The 15,328-nt window shown below is 62.1% G+C and carries 16 protein-coding genes, 1 tRNA gene and 2 pseudogenes; 6 read left to right on the forward strand and 13 right to left on the reverse strand.

What is annotated here, in order from left to right; all coding sequences use genetic code 11:
- The first annotated feature begins 51 nt into the window (after window positions 1–51).
- From AC1ZV1_RS25405 to AC1ZV1_RS25420, 4 genes are all read left to right on the forward strand, one after another.
- The gene (locus tag AC1ZV1_RS25405; protein WP_484294175.1) at window positions 52–666 is read left to right on the forward strand and encodes a 50S ribosomal protein L25/general stress protein Ctc; all 615 of its coding nucleotides are present in this window, start codon (window positions 52–54) and stop codon (window positions 664–666) included.
- 38 nt (window positions 667–704) lie between these two features.
- The gene (pth, locus tag AC1ZV1_RS25410) at window positions 705–1,289 is read left to right on the forward strand and encodes an aminoacyl-tRNA hydrolase (RefSeq protein ID WP_484294176.1); all 585 of its coding nucleotides are present in this window, start codon (window positions 705–707) and stop codon (window positions 1,287–1,289) included.
- 40 nt (window positions 1,290–1,329) lie between these two features.
- The gene (ychF, locus tag AC1ZV1_RS25415; protein WP_484294177.1) at window positions 1,330–2,430 is read left to right on the forward strand and encodes a redox-regulated ATPase YchF; all 1,101 of its coding nucleotides are present in this window, start codon (window positions 1,330–1,332) and stop codon (window positions 2,428–2,430) included.
- Between the two features lie 176 nt (window positions 2,431–2,606).
- Window positions 2,607–2,683, forward strand: a tRNA-Met gene (locus AC1ZV1_RS25420).
- A gap of 85 nt (window positions 2,684–2,768) precedes the next feature.
- Here AC1ZV1_RS25420 and AC1ZV1_RS25425 read toward each other — a convergent pair.
- From AC1ZV1_RS25425 to AC1ZV1_RS25450, 6 genes and pseudogenes are all read right to left on the reverse strand, one after another.
- Entirely contained in the window at window positions 2,769–3,080 is a 312-nt protein-coding gene (locus tag AC1ZV1_RS25425; RefSeq protein ID WP_484294178.1) for a type II toxin-antitoxin system RelE family toxin, read from the reverse strand.
- Entirely contained in the window at window positions 3,070–3,318 is a 249-nt protein-coding gene (locus AC1ZV1_RS25430) for a type II toxin-antitoxin system Phd/YefM family antitoxin (protein WP_484294179.1), read from the reverse strand. Before AC1ZV1_RS25430 ends, AC1ZV1_RS25425 begins: the two co-directional genes overlap by 11 nt.
- Before the next feature lie 88 nt (window positions 3,319–3,406).
- Window positions 3,407–4,689, reverse strand: a pseudogene (locus AC1ZV1_RS25435) (phage integrase).
- Between the two features lie 239 nt (window positions 4,690–4,928).
- On the reverse strand, window positions 4,929–6,212 hold the full coding sequence (locus AC1ZV1_RS25440) for a zonular occludens toxin domain-containing protein (protein WP_484294180.1): 1,284 nt from the start codon (window positions 6,210–6,212) through the stop codon (window positions 4,929–4,931).
- Window positions 6,213–6,215: 3 nt separating this feature from the next.
- Window positions 6,216–6,572: a DUF2523 family protein gene (locus tag AC1ZV1_RS25445; RefSeq protein ID WP_081520099.1), complete on the reverse strand. Its 357-nt coding sequence runs from the start codon at window positions 6,570–6,572 to the stop codon at window positions 6,216–6,218.
- A 5-nt stretch (window positions 6,573–6,577) separates the two neighbouring features.
- Complete coding sequence (locus AC1ZV1_RS25450; protein WP_484294181.1) at window positions 6,578–7,639, reverse strand: hypothetical protein; 1,062 nt, start codon at window positions 7,637–7,639, stop codon at window positions 6,578–6,580.
- A 2-nt stretch (window positions 7,640–7,641) separates the two neighbouring features.
- Here AC1ZV1_RS25450 and AC1ZV1_RS25455 point away from each other — a divergent pair, with 2 nt between their 5' ends.
- Window positions 7,642–8,442, forward strand: coding sequence for an RHS repeat domain-containing protein (locus AC1ZV1_RS25455; protein ID WP_484294182.1), 801 nt, complete (start codon window positions 7,642–7,644; stop codon window positions 8,440–8,442).
- Window positions 8,433–8,915 (forward strand): hypothetical protein, encoded by a 483-nt coding sequence (locus tag AC1ZV1_RS25460; RefSeq protein ID WP_484294183.1) that lies wholly within the window; start codon window positions 8,433–8,435, stop codon window positions 8,913–8,915. The genes AC1ZV1_RS25455 and AC1ZV1_RS25460 overlap by 10 nt, the downstream gene beginning before the upstream one ends.
- A gap of 196 nt (window positions 8,916–9,111) precedes the next feature.
- On the opposite strand, the pseudogene AC1ZV1_RS25465 reads toward AC1ZV1_RS25460, so the two are convergent.
- From AC1ZV1_RS25465 to AC1ZV1_RS25495, 7 genes and pseudogenes are all read right to left on the reverse strand, one after another.
- Window positions 9,112–9,780: pseudogene (locus tag AC1ZV1_RS25465) on the reverse strand (tyrosine-type recombinase/integrase); the annotation flags it as partial.
- Window positions 9,781–9,828: 48 nt separating this feature from the next.
- A complete protein-coding gene (locus AC1ZV1_RS25470) occupies window positions 9,829–10,521 on the reverse strand; it encodes an SOS response-associated peptidase (RefSeq protein ID WP_484294184.1) in 693 nt (230 codons plus the stop codon).
- A gap of 59 nt (window positions 10,522–10,580) precedes the next feature.
- Complete coding sequence (locus AC1ZV1_RS25475; RefSeq protein ID WP_484294185.1) at window positions 10,581–10,925, reverse strand: hypothetical protein; 345 nt, start codon at window positions 10,923–10,925, stop codon at window positions 10,581–10,583.
- Between the two features lie 68 nt (window positions 10,926–10,993).
- Window positions 10,994–11,995, reverse strand: coding sequence for an isocitrate/isopropylmalate dehydrogenase family protein (locus AC1ZV1_RS25480; protein WP_484294186.1), 1,002 nt, complete (start codon window positions 11,993–11,995; stop codon window positions 10,994–10,996).
- Complete coding sequence (can, locus tag AC1ZV1_RS25485) at window positions 11,992–12,636, reverse strand: carbonate dehydratase (protein WP_484294187.1); 645 nt, start codon at window positions 12,634–12,636, stop codon at window positions 11,992–11,994. Before can ends, AC1ZV1_RS25480 begins: the two co-directional genes overlap by 4 nt.
- Before the next feature lie 64 nt (window positions 12,637–12,700).
- Window positions 12,701–13,945: a C69 family dipeptidase gene (locus tag AC1ZV1_RS25490; protein ID WP_484294188.1), complete on the reverse strand. Its 1,245-nt coding sequence runs from the start codon at window positions 13,943–13,945 to the stop codon at window positions 12,701–12,703.
- On the reverse strand, window positions 13,920–15,308 hold the full coding sequence (locus AC1ZV1_RS25495) for a flavin monoamine oxidase family protein (protein ID WP_484294189.1): 1,389 nt from the start codon (window positions 15,306–15,308) through the stop codon (window positions 13,920–13,922). The genes AC1ZV1_RS25490 and AC1ZV1_RS25495 overlap by 26 nt, the downstream gene beginning before the upstream one ends.
- Between the last annotated feature and the right edge of the window lie 20 nt (window positions 15,309–15,328).

Here is a 15,328-nt window from a genome sequence, read left to right on the forward strand (position 1 = left end):
GAACGCTGGTCGCAAGCGTCCGGGCGATCTTGTCATTTTGGAGAGTGTGAAATGGTTGATTTTGTACTGAATGCACAAGAGCGTTCCGACCTGGGGAAAGGTGCGAGCCGCCGCCTGCGTCGTAACGCCGGCCTGATCCCGGCCGTGGTCTACGGTGGCGAGAAAGCGCCGCAATCCCTGACCCTGGAACTGCGTGAAATTTCCAAGCTGCTGGAAAACGAGGCTGCCTTCAGCCACGTGATTACCCTGAACGTCGGTTCCGCCAAGGAAACCGTACTGATCAAGGCCCTGCAGCGTCACCCGTCCAAGGGTTTCGTCATGCACGCTGACTTCCAGCGCGTCGTTGCCGGCCAGAAACTGTCCGCTCACGTACCGCTGCACTTCATCAACGAAGCCACTGCTGTTGGCGTCAAGGTTGGTGGCGGCGAGATCTCCCACGTGATCGCTGAAGTCGAAGTTTCCTGCCTGCCGAAAGACCTGCCGGAATTCATCGAAGTCGACCTGGCCAAAGTCGAACTGGGCCAGATCGTTCACCTGTCCGACCTGAAACTGCCGAAAGGCGTAGAGCTGGTGCAACTGGCCCATGGTAACGACCTGGCCGTCGCCAACATCCACGCTTCCCGCGTAGTGAAAGAAGAAGGTGAAGGCGAAGCTGCTGCCGAGTAATCGCGCGCACCATTGCCTTTAAGGAAGGGGCCCCCGTCGTGACTGCCGTACAACTGATCGTTGGCCTGGGAAATCCAGGCCCTGAATACGACCAGACCCGGCATAACGCGGGGGCCCTTTTCGTTGAGCGACTGGCGGACGCGCAGCGCGCAAACCTGTCTCTCGACAAGAAATACTTCGGTCTGGTCGGCAAGTTCAGCCACAAGGGCCGCGACGTTCGTCTGCTCATCCCCACCACCTACATGAACCGCAGCGGCCAGGCCGTGGCGGCGCTCGCCGGATTCTTCCGCATTCCGGTCGAAGCCATCCTGGTGGCCCACGACGAACTCGACATGCCACCCGGCGTCGCCAAGCTCAAGAAGGGCGGCGGACACGGCGGGCACAACGGACTGCGCGACATCATCGCCCAGCTCGGCAACCAGAACGATTTCCATCGCCTGCGGCTTGGCATCGGCCATCCGGGGCACAGCAGCCTGGTCTCCGGCTTCGTCCTCGGCCGCGCCCCGCGCTCCGAGCAGGAATTGCTCGACACCAGCATCGACTCCGCCCTTGGCGTGCTGCCGGAAATGCTCGACGGGGACTGGACCCGCGCGATGCAGAAGCTGCACAGCCAGAAGGCCTGATCACACCTCAATTTCCGCCACTTGGCGCGAGGGACCTAGCATGGGATTCAATTGCGGCATCGTAGGCCTGCCCAACGTCGGCAAGTCCACCCTGTTCAACGCCCTGACCAAATCCGGCATCGCGGCGGAAAACTTCCCCTTCTGCACCATCGAGCCGAACAGCGGCATCGTACCGATGCCCGACGCCCGCCTCGATGCGCTGGCCGAGATCGTCAAGCCCGAGCGTGTGATCCCGACCACCATGGAGTTTGTCGACATCGCCGGCCTGGTCGCAGGCGCGTCCAAGGGTGAAGGCCTGGGCAACAAGTTCCTCGCCAACATCCGCGAGACCGACGCCATCGCCCATGTCGTGCGCTGTTTCGAAGACGAGAATGTCATCCACGTCTCCAACAGCGTCGACCCCAAGCGTGACATCGAGATCATCGACCTTGAGCTGATCTTCGCCGACCTCGACAGCTGCGAGAAGCAACTGCAGAAGGTCGCGCGCAACGCCAAGGGCGGCGACAAGGACGCTCTGGTCCAGAAAGCCCTGCTGGAAAAGCTCATCCCCCACTTCACCGAAGGCAAACCTGCCCGCTCGCTGATGAAAAACATGGGCGATGACGAGAAGCGCGTCGTGCGCGGCTTCCACCTGCTGACCAGCAAGCCGGTCATGTACATCGCCAACGTCGCCGAAGACGGCTTCGAGAGCAACCCGCACCTGGACGTCGTCCGTGCCATCGCCGAAGAAGAAGGCGCCATGGTCGTACCGGTGTGCAACAAGATCGAAGCCGAGATCGCCGAACTGGACGATGGCGAAGAGAAGGACATGTTCCTCGAATCCCTCGGCCTCGAAGAGCCTGGCCTGAACCGTGTGATCCGCGCCGGCTACGAACTGCTGCACCTGCAGACCTACTTCACCGCTGGCGTGAAGGAAGTCCGCGCCTGGACCGTCCGCGTCGGCGCCACCGCCCCGCAGGCCGCCGCCGTGATCCACACCGACTTCGAAAAAGGCTTCATCCGCGCCGAAGTCGTCGCCTACGACGACTTCATCCAGTTCAAAGGCGAACAGGGCGCGAAGGAAGCCGGCAAATGGCGCCTGGAAGGCAAGGAATACATCGTCAAGGACGGCGACGTGATGCACTTCCGCTTCAACGTCTAAGCGCCAGCGATACCCTAAAAGCCCCGGCCACCCGCCGGGGCTTTTTTCTAGGGCGCCCTACCCCGCCGCTCATCGCGAAAATCCCGCCCGACCGGCTAAACGATTGATAGATCAGAAAAATATTCAAGAAAAGGGGTTGACACCCCCCCTCGATCTGCGGAAAATGCGCGCCACTCGGCTACATAGCTCAGTCGGTTAGAGCGCAGCATTCATAATGCTGATGTCCCAGGTTCAAGTCCCGGTGTAGCCACCATACAAAACAAAGGGTTAGCGCAAGCTAACCCTTTTTTGTTTTGGCCGGCAGACTACAAACCGACTACATCCCGTCTACCGCCAAGTCAGAGCCGCTTCTTCGCTGCCGAATAAGCTTCCCCGCGCTCCCTCTTCCCTGCCGCAATCACTTCGATCACCAGTTGCCCGTCGTCCACTCTGTAGACGAGCCGGTAGCCGACGTCCTTCAGCTTGATCTTGTAGCAGTCCTTCATGCCGGACAGCTTGTCCTTCTCAACCCTGGGGTTGATGAGGCGCTCTGCTAGCTTCTTCCTGAAGGAGTCGCGGATCGGGATCGGTAGCTTCAGCCACTCCTTCTCCGCGCTGTCCTTGATTCTCAGCTTGTACTTCAGTGGCTCACTTGCTGATCTAGAGGTCATCCAACGTAATTTCCCGCGATGGCTCGTCGCTACGTTCCCTAACGATTCTTGCCAGGAAGGCATCGTCCAATGCTTCCAGCATTTGTTCGTACACATCCGGCGGCACTGCATAGAATGCCGGCGCGTTGCGATTAAGGATCACGACGGGTTTACCGTGCCCGGCCTCAATGGTTCCCATTGGGTCTTTCTTCAGCTCGGTGATGGAGGCTGCTACGTCCGCTAAAACGGCGTGTGCCATATAAACTCCTGAGCGCTACAACGCTCACTCTTGTCACAAACGAGCATCCAAATTAGCACCTTTAAAGACACTTTTGAATAGACTCTTATCAGCTCTCCGTGGAGTCGATACCACCAACAGCAGCAAAGCGCGCATGAATGCGGCTGCCAAGCCCATCGCCCCACTCTCTCGCCCAAGAGTCCAGCTTTTCGAGCTGCGCTCTCGGTGATAGGCGCATAGCCGACTCCAGATGCCCCGGCGACAAGTGCGCATACCGCATGGTCATCGTGATCGAGGAATGCCCCAGGATCCGCTGAAGCGTGAGGATGTCCCCTCCTCCCATCATGTAATGGCTCGCGAAGGTGTGACGGAGGATATGGGTCAGTTGCCCCGGCGTATCGAACCCACAGCGCTCATAGGCGCAACGGAAGGCAGCACGGCAGGACATGAAAAGGCGGCCAGTTCCGGGTATGCCCACCTTGAACATCAGCTGCTCCAGCTCAGCCGGGATCGGCACTGAGCGGCTTTGGTCCGGTGGTAGTTGACCTTTCCCCCATGCACGGCCCCACGGGCGATGCTCTCGGCCTCTTCCCAGCGGGCACCTGTAGCGAGGCACAGGAGAGCGACCGGGTACGTGTGGTTGTTCATGCTGGCCTTACACTCCTCGAGGAGTTGGGCGACCTGATCCAGGGAGAGGAACGTCAGCTCGACCTGATCGGTCTTGATCTGCCGGACATTGGCGAGTGGGTTTGCCTTGTGCCAGGAACCGAGGCGGATAAGCTCGGAGAAGATGGCCGACAGGTAGCGTTGCTCGTGGTTGCCGCTGATCTGGCGAACACGCCGGGACCGACAATGCATGCGGTCCACGAAGTCCACGGGTGGGGTCCAGCCCTGCACGTCCAGGGCGATGTGGACGGCGCACTGGTTCACTTCGCAGGCCGAGAGCACGCCAGCGGCGAGATCATCCATTACGCCTTGCAGGATCTTCGGATCGGCACCATCCAGGGCGTGTGGCGATACTTCAATCTTGAGGTGCGGGCCGATGTTCTCCAGCTTCACGTTGTGGTTCTTGATCAGCAGGATCAGCCCCATGTCGGCATTCTGCAGGCGGTACTGGTAGCCCGAGTCCCGACCGATACGGCCCTTGGCCCACTTGTAGCCGGCGAAGTTGACGAGATCCTCGGGCTCATCGAACAGCGCCACCACTTCCGGGCGAATCATGCCGTTGTACAGCTGCCGCACGGTATCGACGCCACAGCGCAGCAGGCGCACACCCGACAGGTCGGCGAATCTGCCGTTGCTCGGGTCCATGAAAATCCGTCCTTCGGACGACTCATAAAAATCCCCGGTCTCCTTGAGGATCAGGCGGAGGGGGTGAACTGCCTTTTTCATTCTTTCGTACCTTCAATGAGGTTTATTGAGGTGCTTACTCGTTAGCTATCCGACGTGTTACAGGGTCGTCGGCCGCGCCTTCGGCCTACCGCTCGTGCCTGGCGCTCCCGGCCGGCGGCGCGGCTCGCCGACTCAAAACGGGAACGCCGCCACTGGCTGCATCACCTGCAGGGCGGTGAGAAAGCCGAGCGCATACGCGAGTGCGAGCAGCCCAAGGGCGTTGATCAGGCCGTGCAGGGTCATTGGGTCCTCCAGGGGCGTGCGGGGTATTCGGAGTCGGGGACGATGGTGAGGTTGGGTTGTGCAGGGGCTGGGGGTGCGGTAGCGGCCATTGCGGGCGCTGTGGCAGGCATCTGCGCCGGCCTGGGAAAGGCCCCGGCGCACACGATGGTTTCGTGGTACTCGCCGTATGTGAGTTCGGCGACGCATTCGGAGCGGGCCTTTACGCCGTAGCCGGACTCGCCCATCTGCCATGAGTTGAGCATCAGTCGCCGCCCTTCTGAGTCAGTGATGACGAACATGTACATCTCGCGCTGCATGCCCTTCACCAGCCCTTTCACGCGGGCCGCCACGGCGATCTGCCGGCCCGCGAAGGGATGCTCAGCTAGTGGAAGAGTCGGAACACCTGATTGGCCAAGAACAGCACCAGCATAAAGAGCGCGATTCGCAGCAACAGGCGCTTGAGCAGGTACAGCAGGCCCTTGAGGATGAGCCGAGCCAGCCGGCTGAGGATCGGCTGGATCAGGCTTTTGCTGAGCCCCGCCACCGACGACCTTGAGAGGTCCCATATAGCTGACAAAGCCAATAGTGCCGGCCAGCAGTGCCAGTAGAAGAACCAACTTAGGCGACCGGAAGAGACTCTTGCCGGCTTTGGTGTCCTGGGTCTTGCCGGTGGCGGTGGACTGGTAGAGGCGGAAGGTCTGCTTTTTGATTCGCTTGTATTCGACGATGGTGCCGTCAGCGGGTGGTCGGTTGAGCTGGGCGTCATGCTGGGCCTCCTTGTACCGGCCGGGGATGCCGATGACGGCGAGGTTGGAATGCTTGTAGGCCATCTCGCAGGTCATACGGATGTCGTCGCGGATGTAGCTGATGTTCGGCGTAGTCAGGACGATGTCCCAGTTGAAGTGGCGGTGCCGGGTCCAGGCATCCAGCCAGCCCATGGGCCGATCCGCTTCGTGTGCTGCCTCGGGGCCGCCGGGGAAGTCGAACTTCTCTAGGTCACGCTCGCGCCAGGACTTGGGGAACAGCAGCTGGGTTTCGTCGAAGATCAGGAACGCGCCCCGCGGTGCCCACTGAAACCACGTGCGCATCTTTTCGAGGTCGGCCAGCGACTCCAGATCGAGGTTGATGATCTGCGCGGTGTTGGGCAGATCGGGGAACACGGTGTAGGCCCGTTCCAGGGTGAAACCCCGGACGTTGGTGATGATGACGCGGCCGTCCTTGAGCGCAGGGACGGCATCGTCCTGAATCGCGCCGGAGGTTTTGTACGAGCCGTTCGGGCCGTGGTGAATCTTGATCGACATGACTCACCTCCCTATGAACGGAACGAAGCGCATACAGAAGCGCGTGGCCAGGGCGGAGAACATGATGTTCAGGGCCTGCGGTACGCCGAGGAACTGCAGCGCCGCCGCCAGCGGACCGGGGAGCGTGGCGTACATGGAGCGGACCATGTTGGAGACGCCGAGGCTGTCGATCAGCTCGCGGGCGACGGTGTAGCTGACATCGAGCAGGAAGAGGAACGACTGGAGCGCGCTGTACATGGCCCACTGGGTGGCGACCACGAAGCCGTCCTTGATGAAGTCGTAAATCCCTTGCGTGAGGAAGTCCCAGATCCACTGGAGGAACAGGACGATTTGGTCAAAGAAGCTGGATAGCCATTCCATGATGGTCACTCCTTCAGAATGACGAACGCCGCCAACACCGATGCCATGAACATCAGCGCGTAGCGCAGGTAGGAGAGCTTTTCCTCGTACTCGGTGAAGCAGAGGCTGACGGTCTTTTTCCAGACCACGAAGGTGTCGCAGGGGAGCTTGCCGCCGCCTTCGCCAAGGTTCAGATCGAACACACCCTTCAGCTGGTCGGCGTTCTCTTTGATCTTCTCGGAGAACTCCTTTTTGGCTTCCTCGACCTTGCCGGACCATGTCTCCAGGGCTTCGTCCCAGCTACCTTGCTTGGGCTGTACAAGGGATTCTTTGGGGCCGTCGCCGCCGTTGGTGCCGCCATCCCCGCCGCCCGTGCCACCACCCGTTGAGCCACCGCCGTCGCCGTTGCCCGTGCCCGGACCGGTGCCGCCGTCGCCGCCATCACCGCCGCCGGTATTGCCGCCGGGGTTGTCGGGGTTTTCGTTACCGCCGCCCGTGGTGGGGAAGCAGGCGGTGCCGGACCACGAATAGCCATCCGGGCATTTGTCGTCGGGGTCGATATCGGGAGGAGTGGTTTGCGCGCCAGTGCAGCCGACCGTGCCGTTGGCGGTCTTCTCGCACTTGAACTGCTTGGCGAGCTGGTCGAGGTAGTCCTGCAACTGCTGGTCAGGGTTGTCCGGGTTATCCGACATGTCGTCGTTGCCGACCGGGTTCATATCGACGGTGCAGACGTTGTCGTTGCAGTTCTCTGGCGAGCCGGGTTCGTAGATGCAGCCGTCTTTGATTTCCGGATCGAGGTCGAGCACCGCGCCGCCATCGGTGAAGACGAACTGCACGGCTTTGGTGTACTTGTCGCGGGTCTTGCACTCGGCGTCGCTCGGGCGCTGGATCTCGCAGGCAGCGGTTGCCGGGTTGTACTCACTGCCCTGAGCGCAGCCATCACCTACGCGGGTCAAACCCTGCGAGGCAGCAACCGTTGTGCTGGGCCAGGCCACCGAGAAGTTACAGGAGGCTTTGTCTGCACCCACCATGACATAGCCGGAGTAACTGACTGGCCAAGGTTGAAAAGCAGGGTAGCGCCGCAGCACGCGTGATTTATCTGCACAGCGACCATCTAGATACCCCGCGACTGGCGACCTCAGAGACTCGGGATCTTGTTTGGCAGTGGCAGTCCGATGCCTTCGGAAACGGCGTGCCGAATCAGGATCCACTGGGGAGCGGGCAACAGACGGTAGTGAATCTGCGCTTTCCAGGGCAGTACTTCGACTCAGAAAGTGGCCTGCACTATAACTATTTCCGAGATTACGACCCAGACACTGGTCGGTACGTTGAATCTGACCCAGTTGGCCTCGACGCAGGCCTGAACACCTACGGCTATGTCTCAGCCAATCCCAATACACGCATCGACCTCTTTGGCCTCCGAGGCGCTTCGATTGGGGGCTTCGGCGGCACTGTCGCAATCGGTGCTGCTGTCGGCTCCTCCGGCGCCTATATTTCTTTCCAAGGCCAATCGGGAAGCGAAGCGGAAAACAACGGCACACTGGATCGCTCCCGCCTAACACGCGAGCAGCTTCACGAAACCTCCCGCCAGCGAGCCGAGAGAGGTCGGCAAACTACACCAAACCCGGTGTCGCATGAGGAAGAAGCAGAAATCTTGCGAATCCCTGCTGACGCCCCTCCCCCAGGCAATGATCGCTGCGCAGTCCTTGCTGAGATTATTCGCAAGCTTCGTGAGACGATCCAGTGGCGTAAGGGAGACCTAAATCCCGCAGAAAGCGGCACGAGCAATTATGTGAACCACGTAAAACGAATTAAAATTTTGTCGGATAAGCTGGAGAAATTTGAAAATCTTTATCGCCAATGGTGTGGAGATCCCTCGCAATGCCGTTAGAAAGTGACTTTGGAGTGAGAGACAGCGAAGCTGCTGGCTGGATCGATGGCATGCTATTCGCGCTGACTCGATTCGGTGCGGACCCGCAACGCCACTCTGCCAATGCGCAGCTTTGCAATCTAGAAGAAAACGATCTTGCCGGATCCTTTGTGAGGCTAAATGCCACTGATGAAGCATTGTCAGAGATCCCGCTGATGTCGTTCAGAAACGTAATCAAGAGCGAAAATAGCTCTGTGCTCAGCGATGCACTAAAACAGCTTTTCTCTAAATCCATCCCTGTCTCAAACCAGAACGGTCAAGACAATGTCGGATTAGCAGTCTGGTATATCATGGAAGCGGTCACCGAACTGACCGAAGGTAGTGCTGATTATTTTGTTGGCGACCTTGAAATAGAAAGTCAAAAGGGAAAATGCTTCTTGGTACGCTGCAAGACAGGCTTCCTGGCTATCCGTGTCTTGGGTCTTGAGGAATAGCCAGACTATTGATGGAGTGATGTTTCGGAGTAAAGCTCTGCCAAGCCGTATCAGGGGGAAACCCCTGATACGCGCGGTGTAATCTATCGCAACTTTGGGTTTCCGCCCCCAAAGTGCATAGCAATCTCAGACTTATCAATACATCTTGATAGCGGTACTACTCCGTCCCTAGCTGAGGGGGCAATGAGTTCCGCAACTAGTGCTCATTTACTAGCGTGATTCTGGCTTGTGCAATCGGTGAAAGTCGCATAGCCGACTCCAAATGCCCCGGCGATAGGTGCGCATACCGCATCGTGATCGTGATCGTGATCGTGATCGTGATCGTGATCGAAGAATGCCCGAGGATCCGCTGAAGCGTGAGGATGTCCCCTCCTCCCATCATGTAATGACTCGCGAAGGTGTGGCGGAGGATGTGGGTCAGCTGGCCGGGTGTATCGAATCCACAGCGCTCATAGGCGCAGCGAAAGGCGGCACGGCACGACATGAATAGGCGGCCGGTTCCTGGCATGCCCACCGTGAACATCAGTTGCTCCAGCTCGGCCGGAATCGGTACTGAACGGCTCTGCCGGTTCTTGGTTCGGTGGTAGTGGACCTTTCCCCCATGCACAGCCCCACGGGCGATGCTCTCGGCCTCTTCCCAGCGGGCACCTGTAGCGAGACACAGGAGAGTGACCGGGTACGTGTGGTTGTTCGTGCTGGCCTTGCACTCCTCGAGGAGCTTGGCGACCTGATCCAGGGTGAGGAAGGTCAGCTCGACCTGATCGGTCTTGATCTGCCGGACGTTGGCCAGCGGGTTGGCCTTGTGCCAAGAGCCGAGGTGGATCAGCTCGGAGAAGATCACCGACAGGTAGCCACGCCACCTATTCCGAATGCAGTCCGTTTTCTTCTGTCTGCGAAAAACAGGCTTGTCGCTTTATTCGGTCTTCTCGACCAACTCAATCGAATCATTCCTCGCGTCATTCACCCGCAACGACACTCGATGCCCCGCAAAGTCTTGCCGCGCATGGTGAATCAAATCGCGCAGCGCATCATTGCGGGTAGCGGTGGATAACCATTCCCCGAAGTTCTCCGGTGCCAGCACCACAGGCATGCGATGGTGGATTGGCTCGATGCTCGGCGCGGCAGGTTTGGTTAGCAGGGCGCAGGAAAGAAGGGAGTCTCCCTGTGGGGTTATCCACAGGGAGTAAAGACCGGCGATGGCAATGATGGGGTCGGTTGGGCAGTGGATGAAGTACGGCTGGTGGACCTGCCGGCCGGCAGGGTTGCGCGCGGATTCCTTCTCGTTCCACTCGTACCAGCCCAGCGCGGGCATCAGGCAGCGGGTGCTGCCCAGGGCCTGACGCCAAAGGGGTTTACTAGCAGCCTCCTCACTGCGGGCGTTGAAGGAATGGCGCGGCGGCGTGGGCTCCTTCCACCAGGTCGGGATCAGGCCCCAGCGCGCCGGCAGCAGTTCGAGCTGGCCACCTTCATCCTGCCGCAGGATGGGCACGGTCATGGTCGGGGCGACGTTGTAGCAAGCCTCCAGCCAGCGCGGCGGCGTGCGCGCGCCGAGGTGCCAATAGCGTTCGATGGCAGCCTCTTCAGGGCTGACGTAACGTCCGCACATGCCGGACACCTAGGGGAGAGTGGTCTTCTGAGCTTAGTTCGCCGGTAGGCCCGGAAATATCATTGCGCCGAACGGAACTGGCCGATGTGCTTGGCGGCAATGTCGATCAGAAACCACAACGACAGCGGTGCGCCGATGAACAGGAAAGGAATCATCAGGAACAGACCGTGGCCGACCCAGGCGGTGATATCCGTGCCCGCCGCCAGGCAATCGTGCAGGTACTTCGCCCCACCCTGGCAGTTGGCGTGGGCATAACCCCAGGAGCCCAGTTGCCAGCCGACACCGGTATAGGCTGCCGGTACGACGGCGAACAGATAACGCACTGGCCAGGTGAGACGTGAAGCCTGCCTGAACAGCAGCATCGGCGGAACGAAGAGTGCCAGGGCGAGTATCAGCAGCGTCATGCGCGCTCAGTGATGCCTTGAAGGATAGAGAACGCTAGCACCGCTGAGCGTACTTGGCGATGCGATGTTTAGCCCAGCCGCTCCAATACGCCCCGCCCAATCACGCGCGTCGTCTCGCTCCCGAAATCCACACTTCCCTCCTCGTGCAAGAATGCATCCACCGCCCCATCGATCCGCTCCGCCAGCTCCGGCAGTTGCCAGTAATGCCGCAACAGCATTCCGGCGCTGAGGATCGCTGCGAGCGGGTTGGCACGGCCACTGCCAACGATATCGGGAGCGCTGCCGTGAACAGGCTCGGCCAGGGCGATGCCGGCGCCGAGGTTGATCGAGGGCGCCAGGCCGAGGCCACCACCCCAGTGGCTGGCGAGGTCGGAGAGGATGTCGCCGAAGAGGTTGGTGGTGACGATCAAATCGAAGGCTTCCGGGCGCTCGACCAGTTGCAGGGCGGCAACGTCGACCAGGCGCTCGTCGAGCACGTCGCTCCAGCCATCTTCGGCCAGCCGGTCGCGGCAGGTGTCGCGGAACAGGCCACAGGTGAGCGGCAGGACGTTGGCCTTGTGCACGAGGGTGATGCGTCGGGCGCTACGCAGGCGGGCCAGCTCTGCCGCGCCAGCGGCAAGGCGTTCACAGGCAGGGCGGCTGATGACTCGCTCCGCGATGGCGACGCCTTCGGCTTCCCAATGCTCACGGCCGCTGTACAGGCCTTCGCTGTTTTCCCGGAGGACCAGCAGATCGATGCCGGCGCGGGGCGAGACCACCGGGCGCGAGCGCACGGGTCGCAGGTTGAGGTTCAGCGCCAGCGCCTGGCGCAGGCTGAGGATGGCGCTGCGATAGCCCTCGACCCTGTGGCTGGGCGAGGAAACCGCGCCGAACAGCCCGGCACCACAGGCGCGCAGGCGTTCGAAGGTCCCGTCGGGAACGGAAGTGCTGTGGCGCTGGAAGCAATCCCAACCGGCTTCGGCTTCCTCTACCTGCAGGTCGGGCAGCAGGCGTTGCAGCACCTCCACCGCGACGGGCACCACCTCTCGGCCGATGCCATCACCGGGGATGACACACAGGCGCCGGCTCAAGGCTGGCCGAGCGGGCGCAGGCGGTATTGCGGCGGCAGTTGGTCGAGGCCGCTGACGGTGACGTTGAGGTCCTTCCAGATGCCGTCCTTGATGCCGTAGATGCAGCCGTGCACGGAGATCTTCTGGCCACGGTGCCAGGCGTTCTGGACGATGCTGGTGTGGCTGACGTTGGCGACCTGCTGGATGACGTTGAGCTCGCAGAGGCGATCGACGCGCTCCTCTTCTTTCTCGAACTGCGCGAGATGGTCGCGGTATTCGTAGGCGAGGTCGCGGATGGTGCGCAGCCAGCCGTCGATCAGGCCGAGCTGGGTGTGGTGCAGGGCGGCACGCACGCCACCGCAGCCGTAGTGGCCGGTGACCAGGATGTGCTTCACCTTGAGCACGTCGACGGCGAACTGGATGACCGACAGGCAGTTGAGGTCGGTGTGCAGTACGACGTTGGCGACGTTACGGTGGACGAACAGATCGCCGGGCAGCAGGCCGACGATCTGGTTGGACGGCACGCGTGCATCGGAACAGCCAATCCACAGGTAGTCGGGGGTCTGCTGGCGGGCCAGTTTGGCGAAGAAGTCGGGGTCTTCCTGCTTGATGGCTTCGGCCCAGCGGGCGTTGTTGTCGAACAGCTCCTGCAGATCGCTCATGTCCGGCTCCTCATCATTTGGCTGGCGGCACCTTACGCAGCGCGGGCACGGCTGACAAGCCGCATCAGCGCACAGCGTTCAACCGCCACCAGCGCGGCGGGCGCGGAGCCTGCTGCAGCGCCAATTGGTGCCAGGCGTCGTGCCAGGCTTGGCCCTCGGCGGCGAGGCGCGACCAATCCAGCGTGCGCCGATCCAGCGCACTGAGCAACTCGGTTTCCAGCCAACCGTGGCCGGCGCGCAGTGCATCGGCAAACCCGGGATCGGCCAGGGCGCGCTGGTGCACGGTTTCGAAGCGCCACCAGAGCGAATTCTCCACGGCGTCACTTTCGCGGCTTAGCAGCCCTTCCCCGGCGCGCTCCTCGAAGCCCAGCGGCTGGAATATCGACAGGCACGGTGCGGAAGTCCCCGTGGCAGCCAGCCGAGGGGACCCGCCGTCGAGCCGAGCGATGAGGCTGGCGGTGGTTTGCGAGGGACGCCAGAAGCTGCCGGCGTGCAGGCAGATCTGCCGGTTGTCATGCAAGTTGAAGCGATGACCTCGATGCCCGTGGCTGCGCAGGGCGACCACCAGCGCCAGCCAGTCGACCTGGGCCGGGCAGTGGGCAAGGAAGTCTTCGTTGAGCTGGCGGCGCTGGTGGGCGCCAGCCACCCAGGGCAACACGCGGCCGTCGAAAGCGCGGGCGAAGTGGAAGTCGCCGCGTCCATTCCAGCAACCGAAGCGGCGCGCCTGGGTTTCCAGGTTGGGGCTGGCGAGGTCGTACTCGTGGCCGAGGCTCAGGGCGTTGGAGATGGCCCAGCGCCCGACCTTCTTCGCCGCCCACAGGCGCCCGGCGGTTTCCAGCACCCAGGCTTCGTCGCGATCGGCGATCAGGTAGCTGTTGTCGTAGCGCATGCGCTTGTTGCGGTAGCCGGCCGGGCCGCCCTGGCCGTGGCGCTCCAGCAACTCGGTGATCACAGCCAGGGCCTCACGGGCGCTGCCGCCGCGCTCCAGCCCCAGGCGCAGCAGGTCCATACCGAGCAGGGCCTCACCGTCGCGCTGGGTTAGCCGGGTGAACACGGCTTCGTTGCCGATGGCCACGCCCTGGTCGTTGACGCCCATCTCGGCGCCCCACAGCCAGGCCGGCTGGCTGAGGATCACGCCATGGCGGTTGGCAGTCTGGGGGATCTGCAGGTAGCTGGTGCGCACCGAGGCCGCGCTGTCGCCACGCACGGCGTCCAGGCGGATCAGGCGTTGCGCTTCGGCGGGCTCGCGGTCACTGTTCTTGGCGAACCAGGTGGCCCCACCGCTACGCAATACCAAGGTGTCGCACATAGTCTTCCTCCCCGTGATCTTCCCGCGCACCGAGCACTTCCCGCGCGGCGCGCTCCCCAGCCTCCACGGCCCCGTCGAAATAGCCCATCCAGCGCGTCGCCGTTTCGGTGCCGGCGAAGTGCAGGCGCCCGTAGGGTTCACGCAGGCGCGCCGCGCCGCTGCTCCACAGCCCCGGCGGGAATAACGCGGCATAGCAGCCCCGCGCGAAGGGTTCCTCGGCCCAGGACTTGTCCACGTAATCCATCGGCTGGAGTGCCTGTTCACCGAAATAGCGGGCGAAGCAGTCGAGTACCTGGCCGCGGCGGTCGCCGGCGGGGCGGGCATTCCATTGCCGCGCCTCGTCGCCTTCGATGAAGCCCAGCAGCACACCGCGCCCGGAGTCGGGGACGCTGTTGTCGAAGGTCAGGCGTACCGGGCCGGTCTCGCTGGTGGCCTGGCCGGAAAGGCCCTTGTCGCGCCAGAAGGGGGTGTCGTAGAGCGCCATGCACTTGATCACCGCGCCTTGGGGCAGCCGTTGCAGGAGCTGGTCGCGCCAACTGGGCAGCAGCGGTTCCTGGGTGATGCGCAGCAGCTGGGTCGGCGGGATGGCGAAAATGACGTGACTGGCCTGGTGCGTGCCGCGGTCGGTCACCAGTTCGACGCGGCTGCCGTCCTGGCGCACGGCGCGCACTGGCTCGCCGGTGTGGACGTCCCCCAGGCGTTCGGCCAGAGCCTCGCTGATTCGCTGGGAGCCGCCGAGGATGCGGTCCTGCTGTGCGCCGCCGTCGACGCCGAGAATGGTGTCGAGGTTGGTGCCGCCATGGATATAGAAGAGGACATGGAGGAACGAGAGGTCATGGGGGCTGGCGGCGAACACCGCGCCACACATCAGCTCGAAGACTTTGCGCCCGGTCGCGGTACGCACGTTGCGCCGCAGCCATTCGGCGAAGGTGAGGCTATCCCATTGGGGCGCCTTGGGGTGCAGGCTGGGATCGCCCAGGGGAATTTCCCGGGCCATGCGATCCAGGCGAACATGGGCCTGAAGGACATCGATCAGAACGTGAGGGGGAAACTTCGGAATGGTGCCGCGATAAGGCCTGAGTCTGCCGCCGAACAGCGTGAGGTTATCGCCCCGGCTCCATTGCGGGTAGGTCGACAGGTTGAGCTCGGCCAGCAGGGACAGAATGCGCTCCTGGGTCGGGCCGACCCACTGGCCGCCCACCTCGACCACTTCGCCGCTGGCAAAGCGATGGTTGAGGGTACGCCCACCGACGCGTTTGTTGGCTTCGATCACTTTGACCCGCCGCCCGGCTTGCGCCAGACGCCAGGCCGCGGTCAGCCCCGAAATACCGGCGCCCACCACGATCACATCGCTGCGATTCATGTTTGCGACCTTATGTTCTT

It is taken from the genome of Pseudomonas sp. BB438, assembly GCF_057180225.1.

What these genes read in the sequence shown, in the direction of transcription:
- AC1ZV1_RS25405 (WP_484294175.1), top strand. Translation starts at nt 52, where the DNA reads ATGGTTGATTTTGTACTGAATGCACAAGAGCGTTCCGACCTGGGGAAA.
- ychF (WP_484294177.1), top strand. Translation starts at nt 1,330, where the DNA reads ATGGGATTCAATTGCGGCATCGTAGGCCTGCCCAACGTCGGCAAGTCC.
- AC1ZV1_RS25425 (WP_484294178.1), bottom strand. Translation starts at nt 3,080, where the DNA reads ATGACCTCTAGATCAGCAAGTGAGCCACTGAAGTACAAGCTGAGAATC.
- AC1ZV1_RS25430 (WP_484294179.1), bottom strand. Translation starts at nt 3,318, where the DNA reads ATGGCACACGCCGTTTTAGCGGACGTAGCAGCCTCCATCACCGAGCTG.
- AC1ZV1_RS25440 (WP_484294180.1), bottom strand. Translation starts at nt 6,212, where the DNA reads ATGTCGATCAAGATTCACCACGGCCCGAACGGCTCGTACAAAACCTCC.
- AC1ZV1_RS25445 (WP_081520099.1), bottom strand. Translation starts at nt 6,572, where the DNA reads ATGGAATGGCTATCCAGCTTCTTTGACCAAATCGTCCTGTTCCTCCAG.
- AC1ZV1_RS25460 (WP_484294183.1), top strand. Translation starts at nt 8,433, where the DNA reads ATGCCGTTAGAAAGTGACTTTGGAGTGAGAGACAGCGAAGCTGCTGGC.
- AC1ZV1_RS25470 (WP_484294184.1), bottom strand. Translation starts at nt 10,521, where the DNA reads ATGTGCGGACGTTACGTCAGCCCTGAAGAGGCTGCCATCGAACGCTAT.
- AC1ZV1_RS25475 (WP_484294185.1), bottom strand. Translation starts at nt 10,925, where the DNA reads ATGACGCTGCTGATACTCGCCCTGGCACTCTTCGTTCCGCCGATGCTG.
- can (WP_484294187.1), bottom strand. Translation starts at nt 12,636, where the DNA reads ATGAGCGATCTGCAGGAGCTGTTCGACAACAACGCCCGCTGGGCCGAA.
- AC1ZV1_RS25490 (WP_484294188.1), bottom strand. Translation starts at nt 13,945, where the DNA reads ATGTGCGACACCTTGGTATTGCGTAGCGGTGGGGCCACCTGGTTCGCC.
- AC1ZV1_RS25495 (WP_484294189.1), bottom strand. Translation starts at nt 15,308, where the DNA reads ATGAATCGCAGCGATGTGATCGTGGTGGGCGCCGGTATTTCGGGGCTG.